Origin of the sequence: Photobacterium sp. MCCC 1A19761 (assembly GCF_037389125.1) — a bacterium.
Taxonomy (GTDB): Bacteria; Pseudomonadota; Gammaproteobacteria; order Enterobacterales; family Vibrionaceae; genus Photobacterium.
On the sequence record NZ_JAZGTF010000011.1, the window covers coordinates 104,132 to 122,076 of the forward strand.

Below are 17,945 nucleotides of genomic sequence, written 5' to 3' on the forward strand. Positions count from 1 at the left end.
TGAAACTTCTGCAGCCCCATTACGCTGAGTTCTAAAAATAATGGTCGTAATGGACGTCAAGCATCAGTATAGGAACTCGGCTGGAAGCCTTTTGTCGCAAAAATGCACATATCCGTTATTTTATTAATGCTCAATTTCAGTTGCCCACATGCGTGCCGACAACCCGTTGATTGACAATAAATCTGGACACGATGAGACTTTCGCCCGGCGATACAGGACACCTCAACAGTTCTGGCAAGATGCGATGCTCAATGTGAATTGTTTGGGTATATAGTTAATAGGGACAGCACGTAACACAGGAGGAAAACAGCATGACAACACAAGTTTCGTTTTCCAAATTGGAAAAATCCTATACGCCTGATTTTCGAAATAAAATCAGCACGGCCCGCAACACCAACGAGGTCTATAATGCGTTCTGCCATACGGTGGCTTCAATGTTCAATGAGTTGACAGACAGTCATAAATTCAGGGAAACCGATATTGATTTCTATCCTGAACGAGACTGCCATTATGAACTCGGCACCAGTATGCTGTGTGAACCGCTGATTCAGGAGTGTCTGGAAACCTCTGATCTGAGCCGGATCCTGGATGATATGGCGCAAACCGCCACCAACCGACATACCCATTTGATGAAACATCCGGAAAAAACCAACGCTAAAATCATGCGTCATTAGTCTGATGCCCACCTATCATCGCCACCATCAGGGTGGCGATGTCGAACCAGCAATGACACCAATATGGTCGCTATGATCACAAAGGCAACGGTTTCACCGACACTATTGGGCCAGGTAGGATGCCGTCATGGCACGCAACCGCGCCTTTTCCCCGTCTGAAATAAAACTGGCTTCAATTGCATTGAACGTAAACTGGGCGATTTCCTCCCGGCTCATGGGGTGCGCCTCGGCCACAGCCATAAAGTTCGCATTCATATAACCACCGAAATAAGCCGGATCGTCCGAGTTCAGCGTCACGCACATCCCTTTGCGCAGCAAATCGACCACATTGTGGTGTGCCATGGTTTCAAAAACCTTCAGCTTGGTATTGGACAATGGGCAGACCGTCAATGGCACCTGCGATGCAATCAGTCGGGCCACTAAGGCTTCATCCTCAACACACCGGACCCCATGATCAATCCGCGTGGTTCCCAGCAGCGCCAGCGCATCATCAATGTTTTGCGACGGGCCTTCTTCCCCGGCATGGGCAACCGTCAGGAAGCCTTCGTTCAATGCGTGCTGAAAAACGCGATGAAATTTTTCCGGCGGGTGCCCCTGCTCGGATGAATCCAATCCCACACCGACAATTTTATCTTTATGCGGCAAGGCCTGGGTGAGCGTTTCAAACGCTGAGGCTTCATCCAGATGGCGCAGAAAACACATGATGAGCTGGCTGGATATTCCCAGCGTTTCACGGCCCTGCGCCAACGCACGGTGAATCCCGTTCACCACCGTTTCGAAGGCAATCCCGCGGCTGGTATGGGTTTGTGGGTCAAAAAAGATTTCGGTATGCACCACATTGTCTTCCCGGCAACGCAACAGGTAAGCCCAGGTGAGATCAAAGAAATCCTGCTCGTGGATCAGAACATTCGCCCCCTGGTAGTAGATATCGAGGAAGGATTGCAAGTTATGGAATTGGTAGGCGTCGCGCACGGCTTGTGGCGAGGGGTATGGGATCTGCACCTGATTCCGTTGTGCCAGCTCAAACATCAGCTCAGGCTCTAGCGAGCCCTCAATATGAAGGTGGAGTTCGACTTTCGGTAAACCGTAAATAAATTCTTTCATAGGATGCTCTTCATCTGCCTGAAGTTGAAGTAACAGCTTTTCTGCAATGAAGTCGGACTTACAAAGAGAAAAGTTGCTCACCACTTAACTCTTCGTAATCAGAATTTTACGGATTCTGGTAGAGACCCCCATACCCTATTAATGGGGTTATACGAAGTTGTATTTAATAAACGTAGACGCTAAGTTCATCAAAAACAACAGCTTGAATTGTTCCACACCCTTTCCGGGTTTACAACTGACAAAACACTCACTGAATAACCCGTGTCAGCCGCCGCGCCATCCACATCCCCATCAACACAACAGGGATCACTCTTGTGATCCCTGCTGAGAGCCGTTTGGCAAAAGTCCTTAGCAGCGGAAGAAGGCTAACTGCCGGTACTGCTGTTCTGCCAGTCTGGACAGCTCCTCACTGGCGCTGGCACTTTGGGTGATCCCCACCACATTCTGGTTGACCAGCTCCGACATGGTGACCACATTCTTGTTGATGCTTTGCGTGACCTGAGCCTGCTGCTCTGCGGCCGCCGCCACTTCCGTATTCATATCGCCGATTTCATCCATGGCATCGGTGATCCCGCACAGCACTTCATTCACCAGTCCGGTGAGCTGCTCTGATTCCTGCAAACGGCTGAGGGACGCCTGCATCCCGGCATTGGCCTCAGAAGACTGACGTTGCAAATCGTCGATAATTTTCTGGATCTCTCGAGTAGAATCCTGAGTCCGGGCAGCCAGCATTCGTACTTCATCCGCCACCACGGCAAATCCGCGGCCGGACTCCCCGGCCCGGGCCGCCTCAATCGCAGCATTCAGTGCCAGCAAATTGGTTTGCTCCGACACCGCCTGGATCACTTCGATCACCTTACTGACTTCATCGGATTGATCCCGCAAGTGCATCACCACTTGTGCAGCCTCAGCCATTCTCTGCGCCGTTTCCTGACTCACCTGCTCACTTTGGGCAAAGACATCCATCCCCTCTTTCACCATCTTCAGGCTTTGCTTGGTGCAGACATCGGCTTGCGATGCGTTGCCGCTGACATTATCTGCAGTACTGGATAACTCATTCACTGCTGACGCAACCTGTTCAATCTCACCCAGCTCGCTTTGCGCGTTTTGCTGGGAAGTGGCCATGACTTCAGCCAGCTCCGAGGAAGCAGAAGCCACTTCTTCACTAATGCGATTCAATTCACCAATGGTAGTTTGCAAAATATCCAGCGTCTGGTTCAGGTCCTGATTGAGTTGGGTCAGCTCATTGTTCCCTTCAACCGGAGCTCTGACCGTCAGGTTACCTGACGCCAGTTGTTTCAGGATCTGACACACACTCAATACCGGTTTCGTAATTTTGCCCGACAGTAACCACGCAATTCCCAGACCCAGCAGTAAGCTCGACACTATCATGATGATCACATTCCGCGTCATCTGCTGATAACTGGTTGCCACCTCCGCCAACTCCTTTTTCACCCGCTGGTCAATGGCCGCAGACAGGTGCTCAACCGATTGGATCAGTGCCGAGCCCACATCTCTGAAATGCGCCGCCAGTTTTTCTTCTTGTGCCAAGGTGATCTCCCCGCGGCTTTTTTGAGCCAGGAAAGGTTTGAGCCAGGAAAGGTTTGAGTTCATTGGCGATAAAGCCTTCATAACTCGCGATATTGTCACGGACCGCCTGGCTATAGCTGGCAAAATACGGATTGCTGTCGATCTCTGTCAGCAACTGACGGTTTTTATCAAAACCCGTGCGGACAGCATTGTCCAATCCATCCAGCGCCGCCTGATCATACAAGGCATAAATCGCACTCACCCGCACCTGATAAGTGTTTTTCAACAAGGCCAGAACGGCGCGTTTTTCAGATAAAGCCCCGAACGTGACCTCTTGGCTGTTTGAACGTTGCTGACCGGATTCTTTCAACATCACGGCAAAGAGCATCAAAGTGATCAGACCAAGGACAACGACCGGGAGGAGAATTTGATTTCGGATGGAGAGATGATTGAGGCTGAATTTCATAACCGCTGATACTACCTAGCACAAAATGAGCTTGAAAGTAGCATCAACGGTTATTAACCAAATTGATATTAATCAATAAATCAAATAGTTAGAAGGCGATTCCCAACTGAACCGACCAATCGATTAAAGCCACTGACCCTTTACCCTCTGTTTCATCGAAATATCTAATAAGATCATGGTGTTTCATGAAAATTTCCAATCTTCATGAAAGTAGCGGATGTTATTCAGGATTCATCGCACTGGTGGTCGATTCAACCACGTCATGGAAGAACTCACCGAGCTCCTCCTGGTTGAGCCATTCCGGCCGGAGTTGAAAGTGATGCCAGTTTGACAGCGTTTCCCAAGCTTCTTCCCAGGGCGGACTCTGATACAACAGACAGCCGATGAGCACAAACTGGCAGCTGCTAATGAACGGATTTCGATTTGAACAGAGTTTTAATGCTGAGCCGAATGACATTTTGATCCGCCGGTTGGCCAGATCGACACTGTAAATCTCATCCAGCAACAGGTGAACAATGCCCCCACCGGTCAGAAAGAGCCCCGATAGCCAACTGGTGGTTTCCGAATAGCCGAGCAGGTAGATCAGCGACACACAACTCAGGCCGGAGAGAAACACAAAAGCCAGTGAGTGGCAGCAGCCCCGGTGCACCGTCACTTTCTCGAGCAAAGCTTTAAAGTTATACCGTATGGTCAGGTAGCAGAACAGCGCATAGACAATCAGCTCCAGCATCGACACCATCTGATAGATGTGGCCGACCAAACTAAAGGTGATCAGCCCCCCGAAGAACCGGAATAACGTGCTCATCGAGGTGGAGTTGTCCGAATCAATATCCGGCAGCAGCCCGCCCATAGTGCCTAAAAACATCAACCACAATGCCGTGATGGGCGCTACATGACCTGCCGAAAGAAAGGCGGTCGCCGCCAGGCTGCTGGTAAGCGCGGCTGTTCCAATATGCATGTTGAAATTAGCCACAATCCTAATACTCATTGTCGGCCTCGACATCACAGCCGATGAACGCACCGCTCATCTCACCGATATCGCGACCCTTTAAAAACTGGATGTATAAACAGTATTATGAATTATATTTCTGTGACATCAACGAAAAACATATTGATCAGCGTGTTACAGGATCAAGCGGCGACATTTTCAACAGTCTTAACATTCTACTGACGCTGGCTGCCTGTATTAACACCAGCGTCGGACTTGCCGGGCATAGTCCGGATAGGATTCCGGGAACAGTTGGCAGAGGATTCGCTCTTCCGGCTGGATCTGAAACCGATTCATGTACATCACGAAACCCACACATAACAGAAGCGCATAGCCGCTTTGCAGCATGAACCCCCAACCCAAAAGAAGCAGCAAAAAACCGAGGTACATCGGATTCCGGGTTCTGCCATAGATCCCGGTTTGAACCAAGACGCTAGCCTGCTCCGGAGCCAAAGGGTTCACCGTGGTTTGCGCCCGACGAAATGCCCGGACACCGAGAAGAGGCACCCATACGCCAAGGATCAGACACCCCAACGCCAGATATCGGCCAACCATGGCCAGGCTTTCCATCGTCGGCAATCCGCGGGCAACGGGCCACATCAGGGCCGCAACCAGGAACAAGAGTGCAACGGGCGGTATTTTCAGTTCTAATCGGTTCATCAATCAACAGTCCCTGGCAGTGATGGTCAATTCAGGATTTCAATCCCAATCGCAATGACGGCTACGGTACCAAAAAACCAGGCACTCATGGTCATTTCTTCGTAGGCCAGAGATAGATTCCGTTGTTTTTCTTCGACAATGTGAAGCAAGTGCGCTGTCGCTTTGCGATAAGCTTCCGCCAGGTGTTGATGGCGAACAGCCTGCTCCTTTGTATCCAGCTGTTCCACCAACTGGCGGAACTCTTCCGGTGGCGGCACCGCTGCGCATTTCAGCGCCAGCAAGGTGTGTCCCCAGGCACACACCAAGGCAAAAATGCCGATCAACAACGCGATTAGCTGTATCCACTCGATGGGCAAAGCCGGTTCAAAAAAAAAGTCACTTTTCACCACCACCACTACAGCCACACCGGTCAGCGCCGTCGTCAACAACACCAACAACCTTGAGCAATGATGTTCGACAAATTGCAACCGGCCCGTGACCTCACGGTATCTGTCGTTCAGATAAGCTAACGTTTCAATGGCCTACGCCCTCACACCCAGCGATACACACCTGTGCCTTAAACATAGACCAGATTTTGCGATCCCTATGGCGTCAGTTATGGGAGCCGGAAGTGAAAAGCCTGAATTTGGACGCCGGAACTCGGGAGCCGAAATGAGAGTCCCGCATGACAAGTTTCCCGATTACTCCGACACACCGGCCTGACGTAAGAAGTGAAGACGCTGCTGCTCCTGCGGGCTGGGCGTATAAGCCTCACGACGCAACCCCGAAGCATCGAACGGCACGAGTGCCATGACCGGTTGTTGACTGATCCCGAATGATGCCTTCTCGCCCGGCATCCCGGACATCCGCTCAACCACCCAGTTTTTCAACAAATACCGACCGTCCGTTCCACCCAGCACACTCTGGTGCGCTTTGAGCGTGAATGATTGCCGACCCTCACCTAATCGTGATTTCTGACTGAGTGCCGCAATCACCTGTCCGTCTTCCCGGTACAAGTTGGCCCGGATCCGGTAAATGCCCGCTTCCGAAACGTCGAGATTGAGCGGGATCAGCATATCCGCGCCCTGAGCTGCTGGTGCTTCGGCCGAAAGCACCACCGCCACCGGGACCTGATATTGAAAATCGGCCGTCAACACATCGGTTCCCTGTTCAAAATCGACCGTTGCTTTTACCCGGATTTCCTGCGGCCACCACTCACTGCCCGGCACGTTCAGGCTCTTTTGATCGGTATGCTTCACCAAAAACCGCTGATGGCTGTTTACATCATAAAACTCGTAACGGATCGTATTGACCGCCAGTTCGGACTTGAGTGACAGCGTCACCTCTTCCGGTGCAAAAAATCGATACTTGGGCAGTGACAATGCAGCCGTACTGCTACCACCCAGTACAGGCATTTCAACCGCAGTGAAGCGGTTTGGCTCTAAATAGCTGGCATGCTTTGAAGTGATCGGTTTTGAGTAAGGCGGGTATTGCACCTCCGCGGCATACACATCTGAAATCGCCGTCAGCTGCCGGGCCAGTTGTACCGGCTGTCGTTCAGTGGCCTGGTGAGCCTCACTGCCGTCCCCAGATAGTTGCGGGGTTATATTCGGGATCGGATCAGCCCCCGCAGCGGCAACGGTCTGATTTGCCAACGTCTCGGGAGCATGATTCACGAGTTGAGCCGGATGAACCGGTGCTTCTGGTATGGCTGGTGATTGTGCCGTGGGGATCAGCCCCCAGGTGAGTACCGCCAGGCCACTGAACCCCAGCGCCACCCAAATCGGTTTACGTATTTTCATCATCAACAATTTGCTCAAATGTCTGTTCCGGCCCCTGCCGCAGACATCTCTTCATCGGCGTCATGCCATCCGGCTGAAAACCTGAGAAGTCTCCTGCCGTCGGCATGACACAGTTGTTTTTATGATTGCGTTATGAATTGAGCCCGGCGCCATTACGTCAGGCTCAATCCACGCTTTAGCTTGTTACGACTGCAGTTGCAGTTGCAGTTGCAGTTGCAGTTGCAGTTGCAGTTGCAGTTGCGATGGCAGAATAATTATTGGATCAGGTCAACCACCAGCTCCGACATGGTTTTGCTTTCGGAACCATCCACATAACGATAGTAATTGCCAGTCAGCCAGTACTTTTCATCTGTCGTCGCAACCGACACCGTCTTACCATTCAACAGGGTCGCCTGCTGGTTGGCCGCCGTCACTTCGCCACTGTGAACATTACCGATCAGGCCGCCATGGCTATAACCCTCTCCCATCAGCAACGGGTAGTGATACGGCATAAAATCAGCCACACCGCGAGACTGCGGGGCCAGCTTGCCGTCATAGGCCACACTGATGGAGCAGCTGTTATAGTCCCCGGCCTGGCTGGCACCACAGGTGGAGTGACTGGCGACCACACCGTCATCGTGCCCCGGCAGGAACCCGGCGGTCAGTTGGTAGTAGTCCGAACTGTCTCCAGTGAAGCGCAAACGCGGCACCCGGCTGTCCGGCAACGGCGCCAGCTGACGCGCATTGGTTACTTTCAGATCATTGAGAACCCCGGTGTTTTCCCGAGTCGGCACTTCGCCCAGCCACATCTCAATCGCCAGCTTCAGCGCACCATCCGTCCAGCTGCTGCCCTCGGCGGCATTGACCACCAGATCGCCCATCTCTGAACCACCGCCGGCACCGGCGAAATCGAACGTGGCCAGAATATTCAGCGGTTGCAGTCCGGCATTTTCCAGCCAGTTCGCCTGATTATCCAGCATATAGCGGGCAACCAAGTCCCCCGTTGAGTGCGTCACGACAATACAGCCTTTGGCACAGGTTTGCTGGCGTGACAACTCCTGGAGCTTCGGCCAGATATAATCCGTTGAAATCTTTCCGGCAACCCGCTCATGAGACGGCCAGTCAATCCGGGCATCCGCCTTCGCCAGCCAGAAGTCCTGCCAGTAGTTTGCACCATCCTGGGCCACGACGTCGCTGTTTGGCTTAGTGGTGAGTTGGCCGGCTTGAAAACCATGAATCAGGATCACCGGGTGATCCCCGATTGCTGCAGACGCTGAAAACGAACAAGCAGCAAATGCCACTGCCATCGCTTGATGAAGTTTTTTCATTCTTATTGTTCCGTTATTGATGGAAATAATAAGAGTAGAAGCTCTAAATTACATGAACAATAACGAAAGTCATAAATATCAATATTTTAAAAGAAGATCACATTATCAACGCTTCGAGTGAGCATTTTGGCTCTAACGAAACAAAAGCGAATAATTCGTCACCAGAAACCACGCCCTAGATTCGTTTTCAACCATTTCCGGAGCTACCCCCAGCGGCGGGTGGCAGCTCCGAAAGAGCACAGGTTAGCCATCGCAAGGGGCAGCCGGGGTCGGCAGAATCAATTGATACAAGCTTAAATCCAGCCAGCGGCCGAATTTAAACCCGGCCTGGCGAATCGTTCCGTTGTGGGTAAAACCCAGTTTTTGGTGCAGAGCAATACTGCCGGTGTTCTCAGCGTCAATGGCCCCCATCAACACATGCATCCCTTGTGCTCGGGCCGCTGCAATCAGTTCCACCATCAGCGGTTTCGCCAATCCCCGACCTCGGAAATCAACATGCAGGTACAACGAATGTTCAACGGTGTACTTAAACGCGGGCTGTTCTCGAAACCGACCGTAGGTGGCAAACCCCATCAGGGTTCCCTCGTCATTTTCAATCCCTATCACCGGATAGTTGCCCTGCGCTTTGGTATCAAACCAGGATTTCATGTTCGCCATGGATCGGGGATGATAATCGTACAGTGCGGTGGAGTGGCGAATCACGTCATTCAGAATGGCCAGAATGGCTTCGCCGTGCGCCTCATAGGAACAAGGAACAAACTTCATTGCGGTATTAACTTCCTGTGTTGTACTGCTGAATCGTTACGAGCGGGGTTTATCCGCCGCGGAGGCATTGGCCCACTGAAAAAACAGGGCCACCGGAAATGGTGACACCAGCACCCCGCCGATCCCAATTAGACAGCTGATCACTAATATCCCGTTTAAGGACAAAGCCATGGGCGTCAGAGCATAGAACCCGACACCAACAGCGATCATGATCAACCCGATCCCGTGGAAAATTTTGAACCACTTCAGAATCGGTGACTGTTTCCCTGTCATCTTCCTTTCCTTTCACATTGAATTACCGGGACATCTTACGTTCATTCCCCGGGGTTGTCACATTCTCGGACACCGATACCGGCAGCAACATAAGCTTTGGTTATACTGAACAGTACAGAGGACGACTTGTATCTAACAGGCTGAATGCAAAAGCATTCCTACCGGAACTCTGTATAATGGTAACGATTGTTCAACTGAGCACAAAGCGGATCACATCATGGAAGCAGAACAGCTCGAAATACTGAGCTTTATCAGCCAGTTCCCCCCTTTTGATAATCTCCCGGAAGAAACGCTGCGACAGGTCGCACTCGAGATTGAGGTTTCTTACTATCGTGCCGATACGATGATCCTTCATTTCGGGGATGAAATTCACGACCTGTATCTGATCCGTAGTGGCGCCGTTGAAATTTACCGCCGCAAGGGTGAGCTGTACAACCGGATTGACCAGGGTGCTCTGTTCGGCCAAATGGGTCTGTTGATGAACAACCGGGTCCGGATGCCGGCCAAGGCGATTGAAGACACGCTGATCTACTGTATCCCCGAGTCCGTGTTCAACAACCTGTACGATGAATTTGATACCTTCGCCGATTTTGTCGAAGTTGAGGACAGCGCACGTCTTCGCAGCGTGGTGTCGACGCAGACTGAAGCCAATGACCTGACGACGTCCAAGGTCAAAACCCTGCTCACCCGCGAACCACTGATGATCAGTAAAGACGAGTCGATCCAGACCGCCGCCAAAACCATGGCAGAAGAGAATACCTCCTCCCTGCTAATCACCGATCCGGTCGCCGGAGAAGATGAGGAAGATCATGAACCGTTGGTTGGCATTATTACCGACCGGGATCTCTGTACCCGAGTCTTGGCCAGCGGGATCGATGTCTCGACACCGGTGTCCGAAGTGATGACCTCAGAGGTGATATCACTCGATCATAATGCCTACGTCTTCGAAGCCATGCTGACCATGCTGCGCTACAACGTTCACCACTTGCCGGTGCTGCGCAATAAACAACCGATAGGGATCATCGGGTTGACAGATATTGTGCGTTACGAATCTCAAAACAGCCTGCTGCTGGTGAGTGCCATTTTCAAGCAGCAAAGTGTGGAGGATCTTCAACAACTATCTGAACAAGTGAAAGACTGCTTTGTCCGGTTGGTCAACGAAGATGCCAACTCCCATATGGTCGGCAGCGCCATGGCGGTCATTGGTCGCAGTTTCAAGCAGCGACTGCTGGAGCTGGCAGAGGAAAAATTCGGTCCGCCGCCTATCCCCTACTGCTTTCTGGCTCTGGGCTCCATGGCCCGGGATGAGCAGTTGATCGTCACCGATCAGGACAATGCTCTCATTCTGGACAATAGCTATAACGCAGAAAAACACGGTGCTTATTTCGCCGAGCTGGCAAAATTTGTCTGTGACGGCTTGGCCGCCTGCGGTTATAGCTACTGCACCGGCAACATCATGGCAACGAATCCGGAGTGGCGCAAAACCCGTCTGGAATGGGAGACCTGTTTTGCCGACTGGATCGATAACCCGAAACCGCAGGCATTACTCAACAGCTCGATCTTCTTCGATCTCGACGGGGTGTATGGCCGCGAGAAATGGGCCGAGCAGCTCAATAGCTTTATTATTCGCCGGGCCCGGAAGAATAACCGGTTCCTAGCCTGCCTGGCCCGCAATGCCATCAGCCGAACCCCTCCCCTGGGTTTTTTCAAAGACTTTGTGATGGAAAAAGATGGCCGCCACAACAACTCAATTAACCTGAAACGACGCGGAACAGCACCGCTGGCCGATCTTATCCGGGTGCACGCCCTGGCTGTCGGCTCCCGCTCGCAGAACTCCTTCGAGCGCCTGGATGACATCATCGAAGCCGGGATCTTACCCAAAGGCCGCGGTCAGGATTTACGGGATGCGATGGAGTTCATTTATATGGTGCGGATTCGCCATCAGGCTCTGGACGTGGAAGCCGGGATCGAGGCCGACAACAGTATTGAGCCGGAGAATATGTCGGACTTCGAGCGGCGCAACCTCAAGGCGGCATTCCAGATCCTCAGCAATGCCCAAAATTTTATTAAGTTTCGCTATCAGGGTAACCGCCGCTAATGCTGAATAAAAAAAGGGCCACTCGGTTACTGGCCACCCATAACACCCCGGACTGGCCGACTTTCTTTGCCATGCTCGCCGATCAAGCCAAAGACAGGCGCCTGCAGAACTACTACTCGGCCGGCATGGTCCGTGGCGATACACCGCTGAAAGAGGTGCCGTTTGTCGCCCTGGACTTTGAAACCACGGGGCTGGACCCGAAAAAAGATGAAATCATCAGTATCGGACTGGTGCCGTTCGATATGCACAGAATCCGCTGCCGGGGCTCCGCACAATGGGTGGTGAACCCGAATCGTCCGCTGGAAGAAGAATCCGTCGTGATCCACGGCATCACCGACTCCGATGTCAGCAGCGCCCCAGAGCTGCTGCGGGTACTGGAAGAAGTGCTGTCCGCCCTTGCCGGAAAAATCGTGGTGGTTCATTTTCGCCAGATTGAACGCGAATTCATGAACAGTGCGCTCAAAGCCCGGCTGAATGAAGGGATCCAGTTTCCGGTTGTAGACACGCTGGCAATTGAATCAGCGGTGCAACACCGTGAATTTGGCGGCCTGTGGAATAAATTAAAAGGCAAAAAACCGGGCTCGGTGCGTTTGGGCCGCGCTCGCCAGCGGTACGGATTGCCGGTCTACCCGCCCCACCAAGCTTTGACGGATGCTCTGGCGACGGCTGAGTTACTTCAGGCGCAGATTGCCTACCATTTTGACCCCGAGACCCCGATATCTGACTTATGGCTATGATCCTTTATAGCCGAGACACGTTACAGGCTGTGATTCATCGCCTCTCACCAACAAAAACGCCGCTGAACTTCAGCGGCGTTTTTTCAGGATGATGGTTCCCGGCAAACTTAGCGGAATCGCTCCGTTCGGAAACCCATGATCAGGCTGACACACATCAGCAATAGCACAATGGTAAACGGCAGGCCGGTTGACACCGCGCCCGCTTGTAACGCTTCAATGGCTTCGGTTCCGCCCACATAGAGCAGCACGGCTGCAATCGCACCTTCAATCAGGGCCCAGAAAACACGCTGCGGCATCGGTGCATCCAGCTTCCCACCCGCGGTAATGTTATCGATCACCAGCGAGCCTGAGTCAGACGAGGTGATAAAGAACACCAGCACCAGCACAATCGCAATGACTGACAAAATAGAGCTGAACGGCAGCGCTTCAAACATCTCGAACATTGCCAGCGGCACAGATGTCAGGCCTCTTTCACCAAGCACACCCACGCCATTGATCACCTGATCAATCGCCTGACCGCCAAACACAGACATCCACACCACAGTGACCAGCGTCGGCACAATCAGGACGGCAGTGATAAATTCACGAACCGTACGACCTTTCGACACCCGGGCAATGAACATCCCGACAAATGGTGACCAGGAAATCCACCAGGCCCAGTAGAACACCGTCCAACCATGCATCCAGGTTTCATCTTCACGGCCATGCGGATTACTCAGCGGAATTAAGTTCTCCAGGTAACCCGTCAGGGTCATCGGAATCGTCCCCATGGAAACCGCGAAACCCACCAGGGCAACAAACACCAGCAAGGCAATCGCGACCAGCATATTGATGTTACTGAGCAGCTTCACACCGCCGTCAATCCCCCGGGCCACAGACAGAACAGCCATGAAGGTCACGACAACGATCACCCCAATCTGCAGACCGATATCCGCCTTGATGCCAAGCACATGCTCGATCCCGCTCGCCGCTTGCTGTGCGCCCAGACCAAGCGATGTGGCCAGACCAAACAGAGTTGCAACCACGGCAAGGATATCGACCACGTGACCCGGCCAACCCCAGACACGATCGCCCAGCAGCGGATAGAAGATCGAACGGATCGACAGCGGTAAGCCCTTGTTATAGGAAAAGAATGCCAGTGACAACGCAACCACCGCATAAATCGCCCATGGGTGGAAACCCCAATGATACATGGTCGCCCCCATGGCCAGCTTCGCCGCTTCCGGTGTATTCGGCGTCACATTCAGTGGCGTTTCATACCAACCCGTGTAGTAAGCCACCGGCTCTGCCACACTCCAGAACATCAATCCGATCCCCATCCCGGCGGCGAACAACATCGCAAACCATGACGGGCGGGAGTATTCAGGCTCTGCCTCCTGACCACCAATTCGAATTTTACCGTACGGTGACACCACCAGCGCCAGGCAGAAGATCACAAAAATGTTGCCCGACCAGATGAACAACACATCAAAATTATTAATGATGCTATTTTTGACACCGTTCAGTGCGGCTTTTGCTGACGCCGGGTCACTGACCAATACGGCAAGCAAGAACAACAAAACCATCCCCGCACTGGCACCGAAAACCGGATTATGGACATCAAATCCCCACTTCTGAACATTGTCCTGTCCGACCGTGTAATCCGTATTATCTATACTGTACTTATCAATTTTACTCATCATTGAATCCTACTTGGCAGCATAACGCCAAGAATACTTAGTCCTATAATGAAATCTATGCCTCACAGATCAAATCATTTATGTGACTGAACTGTCAAGTATAAATAAAACAGCACTACAGACGGTACAAATCCGAGATAACTGAAAAACAACGCACTAAATCATTAGATCACAACATTTCGCACACTAATAAATGACCATATAGTCTAAACACGTCTTGGGCCGACGCGCTTCCGACGTCACCTGAACGGCGAGCATTTATCGCCCTCAAGATAGCGGCCGCCCACGCCCCTAATCCCGTGGTTCGACCCCAAAATCACCTGATTCACATAGCGCTTTTTCACTTAGATCTTTTACACATAACTCTTTCACAAAGGCCCGGGTGATGAAATCTCAAGCACAATACATTCCTGCTCACACAAAAATGGACCGTGAATTTCCCCGGGCATTCGGCTGGCATAATCCCCCTGCTCCAGCCATCGCTCATTCGCCTGATCGTAAAGCCGACCGGAAACGACAAAAACTTCTTCCGGGAAATCATGGCAACTACAACCAAAAGGCGTGGTATCCGCGCCGGCCCTGAACCGGGTTAATCGGGTCACATCGCCACTGACGCTGTCTTTGCCCAGGGTCACCTGCTCAATCATGCCATCCGTTCCTTCGAGCGCCTGCCAGCGGTTCCGGTGTTTCTCAGCCAGTACATTCCAGTACTTGGTGCTTCCTTTGCTCATCGCTGCTCACTCCTTGATCGCCCATCCATGAAAATCAGTACTTAAAATTGTAGAGCAAAAACAGCATCCGGCCGGTGTTACGCCCCTTTTCCCGGCAATGAAGGCTTGGAGATAGCAAGTGGCAAAACAAATGGCATACGCGTGGCAGCGCCGGAAAAACCACACTTAACTAGCTGTTATTACTGTCAAAAATCCTTCACCATCTGGTAACCATTCATTCATAATCAATCGATAGCATTCCCACCCAGTGAATCAGTCAGCGCAAATAATAAAAAAGGAAGCAAGCTCATGAGCCGTTTTGATCAGCAGGATCAGAAACTTCATCCCCGCCACGAAGAACCCGCCTTCAACGACATCATCAGCAAAGGCCTGAGCCGTCGCGGATTCCTCAAAACTGCAACCGCAACGAGCACCGTTGCTTTCTTCGCAGCGTCTCCGGTTTCTCAAGCCATTGCCGCCCAAACCGGAAAAGGCAAACTGCTCGGATTCAGCCCGGTGCCGGTTTCAACGTCCGACACCCTTGTGGTGCCTGAAGGCTATCAGGCAGATGTCCTGGTTTCCTGGGGAGATCCGATTTTTAACGGTGCGCCGTCATTCAATCAATCCGCCAACAGCCAGGCGCAGACCCGCCAGTTTGGGGATAACAATGACGGGATGACCTTCTTCCAGATCAGTGACGATCGCGCGGTGCTGTCGGTGAACAACGAATACACCAACTATGAATATCTGTTTGCCCATCAGGGTAAAAAGATGACCGCAGACGATGTGAAAAAAGCCCAGGCTGCCCACGGCGTGTCGATCATCGAGCTCTCAAAAATGAACGGTCAGTGGGTCCTGAACAAGAACGGTCGCCTGAACCGCCGGATCACCGCCAATACCGAAATGGCACTGACCGGCCCGGCTGCAGGTCACGCTTTACTGAAAACGGCTGCCGATCCGGCCGGGAAGCTGCCACTGGGGACGTTTAATAACTGTGCCAACGGCGAAACACCTTGGGGTACCTACCTCACGTGCGAAGAGAACTTCAACGGCTATTTCGGCTCCGATGCCAGCCCGGCACTGGACAGCAATTACAAGCGCTACGGCATTTCAAACCAGGACGCAGGTTACCAGTGGCACAAGTTCGACTCGCGTTTTGATCTGGCCAAGAACCCGAACGAGCCCCACCGCTTCGGCTGGGTGGTTGAAATCGACCCGATGAACCCGAATTCAACACCGAAGAAGCGCACCGCGCTGGGACGCTTTAAACATGAAAATGCCGCAGTGACGATCAATAACGACGGCCATGTCGTGGTTTATCTGGGCGATGACGAACGTGGGGAGCACCTGTATCGCTTTGTTTCAAAGCACAAGTACAACCCGGGGAACCCAACCGCTAACCGTGATCTACTGGAAGAAGGCACCCTGTATGTCGCCAAATTCTCGGCCAAAGATGGTGAATTGAATGGTCAGGGCGAGTGGATTGAACTGACGTGGGGCAAAAACGGCCTGACACCGGAAAACGGTTTTGCCGATCAGGGCGAAGTGCTGATCTTCGCTCGAAAAGCCGCGACACAGGTCGGTGCGACAACCATGGACCGTCCGGAATGGGTTGCCGTCAACCCGAAAACCCAGCAGGCTTTCTGTACCCTGACGAACAACAAGAACCGCGGCGTGAAAGCAAACCAACCGGTTGATGCCGTAAACCCGCGCGAGAAAAACCCGTACGGCCACATTGTCCGCTGGATGCCGTCCGGTAAAGATCACACTGCCAGCCGCTTTGACTGGGATTTATACCTGATTGCCGGGAACCCGGCGGTTCATCAAGACAGCTTGATGGCAGGCAGTGACAATATCAACGAAGATAACATGTTCAACAGCCCGGACGGTATCGGCTTTGATAATGCCGGCCGCCTGTGGATCCAAACAGACGGAAAGTACTCCAACAAAGGGGATTTCGCCGGGATGGGGAACAACCAGATGTTGTGCGGCGATCCGGACACCGGCGAGGTACGCCGCTTCCTGACCGGACCGATTGCCTGTGAGATCACCGGCCTGACATTCAGCCCGGATCAGAAAACCATGTTCGTCGGGGTCCAGCATCCGGGCGAAGAGCTGGCACCCTCGCATTTCCCGGATGGCGGGAACAGCATTCCGCGCTCTTCCGTGATCCGTATTACCCGCAAAGACGGCGGTATTATTGGGGCTTAACTGAACGCTGACTTTCCAGGGCGAGCTTCGGCTCGCCTTGTTCATGCCCGTCAGCCAGCAAGTGATGCCATTCCGGATGCTCGGCAACGTAGTTTCGGATAAAGCCGCACACCGGCAAGATTTGATACCCTTCTGCCTGAATTGTTGCCAGAACCTTCTCCATCAGCATACTTCCCAGACCATGGCCACGCATACTTTGCGGCACTTCCGAATAATTGAGGTGAAGTACCTGATCGTCCTGGCTGTACGTTACCCGCGCAAACGTATCGGGCGCGACTTCCATCCGAAACTCTTTATGCACCACATCGTGCTCTAATGGATACACCTTGTTGGTCATAGCTGATGTCCTCTCAATCATTGTGTTGGCTGTCGCAGCCTTCTCTATCACGGCCTGCCTGGCCGGATCAACAGACGTGTTAAATTCACGCAGTAATAAAGCCAGTTTCGGGGTAATTCGCTGGCAACAAAATGGTTTACCGGGATCGGAATAATAATAGTCCTGAATCGACGCATCAGCTGTGAGGAAAGATTCAATTTCGAGCACCTGAGTGAGAAGCGGCTGACGAAACAAGACTTGCAATCGTTGCAAACGCTCGCGGACTTCCACGCCCAGTGTCGAGTCATACACATACACGGCTGAACGATACTTCTCCCGTAATGCGTGTTTAGCCGTGCTGCTGTGAGTTCGCAAATGAATATGAATCAAGGTTTGCAGCTCAATCATGCATTCATCAAAGGTCACCAGAACCCCCTCCGCGGCTGTCGGGGCCGTGGTCGCCGTAAACCAGCCGGATGTCACCTGACGGACACCGCGAATGCTGCGAAAGACCGCTTCCATACACCAGTAACAGCCACCCCCAAATCCGATCTGTGCCATCTTGAGTCTCCAATGAGGGTCATACCCACAGTATGGCGCCCCAAACGAAGAAGGCGAGCCGAAGCTCGCCTAATGATGATTCACT

General features: G+C 52.4%; 17 protein-coding genes and 1 riboswitch. Of the genes, 4 read left to right on the forward strand and 13 right to left on the reverse strand.

The genetic code is table 11. The annotated features are described in order from the left end of the window. Positions 1–311 precede the first annotated feature (311 nt). Entirely contained in the window at positions 312–674 is a 363-nt protein-coding gene (locus VV869_RS13320) for a hypothetical protein (RefSeq protein WP_337735397.1), read from the forward strand. 102 nt (positions 675–776) lie between these two features. Here VV869_RS13320 and VV869_RS13325 read toward each other — a convergent pair whose 3' ends face one another. The 10 genes from VV869_RS13325 to VV869_RS13370 all read right to left on the reverse strand — a co-directional run bounded on the left by VV869_RS13325 (position 777) and on the right by VV869_RS13370 (position 9,548). Continuing rightward, positions 777–1,778: an adenosine deaminase gene (locus VV869_RS13325; protein ID WP_337735398.1), complete on the reverse strand. Its 1,002-nt coding sequence runs from the start codon at positions 1,776–1,778 to the stop codon at positions 777–779. 75 nt (positions 1,779–1,853) lie between these two features. Beyond that, a riboswitch (purine riboswitch) is annotated at positions 1,854–1,953 on the reverse strand. 173 nt (positions 1,954–2,126) lie between these two features. After that, positions 2,127–3,329, reverse strand: coding sequence for a methyl-accepting chemotaxis protein (locus VV869_RS13330; RefSeq protein WP_337735399.1), 1,203 nt, complete (start codon positions 3,327–3,329; stop codon positions 2,127–2,129). Then, a complete protein-coding gene (locus VV869_RS13335) occupies positions 3,262–3,774 on the reverse strand; it encodes a hypothetical protein (RefSeq protein ID WP_337735400.1) in 513 nt (170 codons plus the stop codon). The genes VV869_RS13330 and VV869_RS13335 overlap by 68 nt, the downstream gene beginning before the upstream one ends. A gap of 220 nt (positions 3,775–3,994) precedes the next feature. Continuing rightward, positions 3,995–4,732 carry a metal-dependent hydrolase gene (locus VV869_RS13340; protein WP_337735401.1) on the reverse strand — a complete coding sequence of 246 codons (738 nt, stop codon included), beginning with the start codon at positions 4,730–4,732 and terminating at the stop codon, positions 3,995–3,997. 228 nt (positions 4,733–4,960) lie between these two features. Further along, the gene (locus VV869_RS13345) at positions 4,961–5,422 is read right to left on the reverse strand and encodes a methyltransferase family protein (protein ID WP_337735402.1); all 462 of its coding nucleotides are present in this window, start codon (positions 5,420–5,422) and stop codon (positions 4,961–4,963) included. Between the two features lie 26 nt (positions 5,423–5,448). Then, positions 5,449–5,853: a hypothetical protein gene (locus VV869_RS13350; RefSeq protein WP_337735403.1), complete on the reverse strand. Its 405-nt coding sequence runs from the start codon at positions 5,851–5,853 to the stop codon at positions 5,449–5,451. Between the two features lie 249 nt (positions 5,854–6,102). After that, positions 6,103–7,206 (reverse strand): hypothetical protein, encoded by a 1,104-nt coding sequence (locus VV869_RS13355; protein ID WP_337735404.1) that lies wholly within the window; start codon positions 7,204–7,206, stop codon positions 6,103–6,105. Positions 7,207–7,457: 251 nt separating this feature from the next. Further along, positions 7,458–8,510: a hypothetical protein gene (locus VV869_RS13360; protein WP_337735405.1), complete on the reverse strand. Its 1,053-nt coding sequence runs from the start codon at positions 8,508–8,510 to the stop codon at positions 7,458–7,460. A 243-nt stretch (positions 8,511–8,753) separates the two neighbouring features. Beyond that, entirely contained in the window at positions 8,754–9,275 is a 522-nt protein-coding gene (locus tag VV869_RS13365) for a GNAT family N-acetyltransferase (protein ID WP_337735406.1), read from the reverse strand. 36 nt (positions 9,276–9,311) lie between these two features. After that, the gene (locus tag VV869_RS13370; RefSeq protein ID WP_337735407.1) at positions 9,312–9,548 is read right to left on the reverse strand and encodes a hypothetical protein; all 237 of its coding nucleotides are present in this window, start codon (positions 9,546–9,548) and stop codon (positions 9,312–9,314) included. Positions 9,549–9,765: 217 nt separating this feature from the next. Between VV869_RS13370 and VV869_RS13375 the strand changes: the two genes are divergently transcribed. Continuing rightward, positions 9,766–11,646 (forward strand): DUF294 nucleotidyltransferase-like domain-containing protein, encoded by a 1,881-nt coding sequence (locus tag VV869_RS13375; protein ID WP_337735408.1) that lies wholly within the window; start codon positions 9,766–9,768, stop codon positions 11,644–11,646. Next, positions 11,646–12,383: a 3'-5' exonuclease gene (locus VV869_RS13380; RefSeq protein WP_337735409.1), complete on the forward strand. Its 738-nt coding sequence runs from the start codon at positions 11,646–11,648 to the stop codon at positions 12,381–12,383. The genes VV869_RS13375 and VV869_RS13380 overlap by 1 nt, the downstream gene beginning before the upstream one ends. A gap of 107 nt (positions 12,384–12,490) precedes the next feature. Here VV869_RS13380 and VV869_RS13385 read toward each other — a convergent pair whose 3' ends face one another. Both VV869_RS13385 and VV869_RS13390 read right to left on the reverse strand, forming a co-directional pair. Continuing rightward, on the reverse strand, positions 12,491–14,065 hold the full coding sequence (locus VV869_RS13385) for a BCCT family transporter (RefSeq protein WP_337735410.1): 1,575 nt from the start codon (positions 14,063–14,065) through the stop codon (positions 12,491–12,493). A 365-nt stretch (positions 14,066–14,430) separates the two neighbouring features. Then, entirely contained in the window at positions 14,431–14,793 is a 363-nt protein-coding gene (locus VV869_RS13390) for a cupin domain-containing protein (protein ID WP_337735411.1), read from the reverse strand. 288 nt (positions 14,794–15,081) lie between these two features. Here VV869_RS13390 and VV869_RS13395 point away from each other — a divergent pair, with 288 nt between their 5' ends. Then, positions 15,082–16,983, forward strand: coding sequence for a PhoX family protein (locus tag VV869_RS13395; RefSeq protein ID WP_337735412.1), 1,902 nt, complete (start codon positions 15,082–15,084; stop codon positions 16,981–16,983). Here VV869_RS13395 and VV869_RS13400 read toward each other — a convergent pair. Continuing rightward, positions 16,970–17,860: a peptide-methionine (S)-S-oxide reductase gene (locus tag VV869_RS13400; RefSeq protein ID WP_337735413.1), complete on the reverse strand. Its 891-nt coding sequence runs from the start codon at positions 17,858–17,860 to the stop codon at positions 16,970–16,972. The two genes, VV869_RS13395 and VV869_RS13400, sit on opposite strands and share 14 nt — an antisense overlap. Positions 17,861–17,945 lie beyond the last annotated feature (85 nt).